A 2,445-nucleotide genomic window follows, 5' to 3' on the forward strand; every position below is an offset into this window, starting at 1 on the left:
GAGATGAGGGATAGTAAAATTCTTTATATTTTCCACATGATTTTTATGCTCTCAGCCTTTACACGGACTTTGTTTATCAATCCTCTAACCATTATCTTTTGACGCTCATAGTCCATTGAAAAAATGTCCTCAGCACCTAATATCTTTCTCATGACCTCCTTTTTCTCTTGTTGCTTGAGCGCGGGGTCGTTTTCTAGTTCTTCCTCTAGAAGTGTCCTCATAGTGGTAAACTCAGCAGATTTCTTTTGCAACTCCTCAAGCGTGATACGATCATCTATGTAGAGGTCATTTAGTCTACTGATTTTCTTAGTCAATTCATCTATCTGTTTCTGATAACTCTCACGGTCGATACTCTCAGTCTCAGAGCCGTCAAAGATTTCATCAAGATAATCAGTATCATTTTGTAACCTACTGATCTCTTTTAGGACATAAGCCTCAATATCATCTTTATAGTAATAACTAGAGTCACACTTTTCATTGTTGTTATAGACCGTTACCCCTTTAGTTTTTTTGGGGTATCTTTGTACGCACTCATACTTTATAAATCTAGTACCATCTTTCCTAACCATGCCCATAATAATCGTAAGTGGAGCATGACAGTAGCCACATTGAGCAATACCTGATAACATGTATTTTGCTTGAAAGGGTCTAGGGTTGTTATTAGCCTGGTAGGCTGCAATCTGTCTAATTTTCAGTTCTTCTTGGACTTTATCATACATTTCCTTTGAGATGATAGGTTCATGATTTCCCTTATAAATTTCGCCCTTATATTGATTGTAACCACAATAGACAGGATTGCCTAAAATTTGCCTAATGATACGATAACTCCAAGCAGGAGTTTTAGGGTATCGTTGATTTATATCATCTCTTAACTTGGTAATCGAACGCCCCCCAAGATAGGACTGGAATATCTCTCTAATTACAATGGCCTCTAGTTCGTTGATGGTCATTTCACCCGTCTCTTTGTGGTAGTCGTAGCCGTATGAGGTTTTTGCCCACATCATAGATTTACCTGCTTTGGCACGTCCTAGCTTTCCTAGTTGCATGCGTTCTTTGATTTGTTCACGCTCAAACTCTGCTATAGCTGACAATAGGGTTAGGAACAGATTTCCCATTGCTGATGATGTATCTAAATTTTCTTGGAGAGAAACAAAGTGAACATCATTCTGATTAAATACTTCTTTCACTAAATACAAGGTATCTCTGACATTTCTTGATAGTCTATCCAGTTTGTAAACTAAGACGGTATCAAACAGTCCTTTTTTTGCCTCGCGAATTAGTTTCATCATATCGGGTCTATCTAATTTACCACCTGAGAAACCAGCATCTATGTACTTGTTGTAAATAGACCATCCCATAGCTTCACAGTATTTAGTTAAGCTATCTAGTTGACCGTCTATTGAATACCCCTCCTCAACCTGATTAGTGGTACTGACACGAACGTAAACAGCAACTTTCCTAGTCATCTTATTTACCTCCGTTATTTATATATTTCCACTTAAAACCACCTGCCAAGTTTCTCTTTCCATGACAGCACATGGAGATACTAGACATATTTATATTCAGTATTTTACTAGCTTCTGTAATGCTATGCCATTCTTGTATAATCTGTCCTTCTGGATTTAATTGTAAGACCCTTTTGTTACTATTTTCGCCTAAATTTTTGATAGCCTCAGTTTGTTTTTTTGATACTTTTTTAATACCAATTGAAAAGGCATGTTTTATATTTTCGCTAGCAGAAACCCACTCTAAATTCCCGGTTTCATTATTTAGCTTGTCGCCATCAATATGATTAACTTGAGTCTTTATTTTTGGGTTGTCATTTTCTAAAAACGCTTCTGCAACTAATCTGTGCACAAAAATTGTTCGTCTGTGTTTATTTTTTGTCAAAATGACTTTGTGATAGCCAAACTGTGTCACGCTTCCCTTGAGGATTCTACCTTTCAATAGCCGGACACCGTCCCATTTAGGAACTATTTTGTCTAAACTTTTGACACGCCCTAGATTACTTACCTCATAAAGACCTTCGTATCCTTTTACGGTTTTCCAAATTTCCATTATGTTTTTTACTCCATTCTATGGTAAAATAGAGTATAGTAAAACAACCTAATCAATTAGGAGGTTTACTATACATTCATCAGCCCTACGCTCTCGGTCGCCAAACTTCTGAGCGTGGGGCTTTTTTGTTTGTTAGTTAGTTATCAATTTTTCGTTTCATTTCACCAAATAAAATACTTTCTTCTGCAAGCACGGTATCATCTTCAGACTTAATGATAAGGGTTGGTGATTGTGTAAATGATAAGTCGTAACCATTTTCGATTGCCCACTCTTTGAAAAAACTTTTCTTATTGCTGTATATAACATCGGCCATCTCTTGAATACTCGCATTAGACGCATATTTATATAACTGTGGGACAAAAACGTAAATAAGACTATCATCATAAT

Annotated in this window: 2 protein-coding genes and 1 pseudogene; all 3 read right to left on the reverse strand. The window is 36.5% G+C overall.

The genetic code is table 11. The annotated features are described in order from the left end of the window. Positions 1–23: 23 nt before the first annotated feature. Positions 24–1,466: a recombinase family protein gene (locus tag ABID29_RS12205; protein ID WP_354366420.1), complete on the reverse strand. Its 1,443-nt coding sequence runs from the start codon at positions 1,464–1,466 to the stop codon at positions 24–26. A gap of 1 nt (position 1,467) precedes the next feature. Continuing rightward, the gene (locus ABID29_RS12210; RefSeq protein WP_354366422.1) at positions 1,468–2,058 is read right to left on the reverse strand and encodes an NUMOD4 domain-containing protein; all 591 of its coding nucleotides are present in this window, start codon (positions 2,056–2,058) and stop codon (positions 1,468–1,470) included. A gap of 136 nt (positions 2,059–2,194) precedes the next feature. Continuing rightward, positions 2,195–2,445 (reverse strand): annotated as a pseudogene (locus ABID29_RS12215) (hypothetical protein); the annotation flags it as partial.

This window comes from Streptococcus rupicaprae, from assembly GCF_040545225.1.
Classification (GTDB): domain Bacteria; phylum Bacillota; class Bacilli; order Lactobacillales; family Streptococcaceae; genus Streptococcus; species Streptococcus rupicaprae.

What these genes read in the sequence shown, in the direction of transcription:
- ABID29_RS12205 (WP_354366420.1), bottom strand. Translation starts at nt 1,466, where the DNA reads ATGACTAGGAAAGTTGCTGTTTACGTTCGTGTCAGTACCACTAATCAG.
- ABID29_RS12210 (WP_354366422.1), bottom strand. Translation starts at nt 2,058, where the DNA reads ATGGAAATTTGGAAAACCGTAAAAGGATACGAAGGTCTTTATGAGGTA.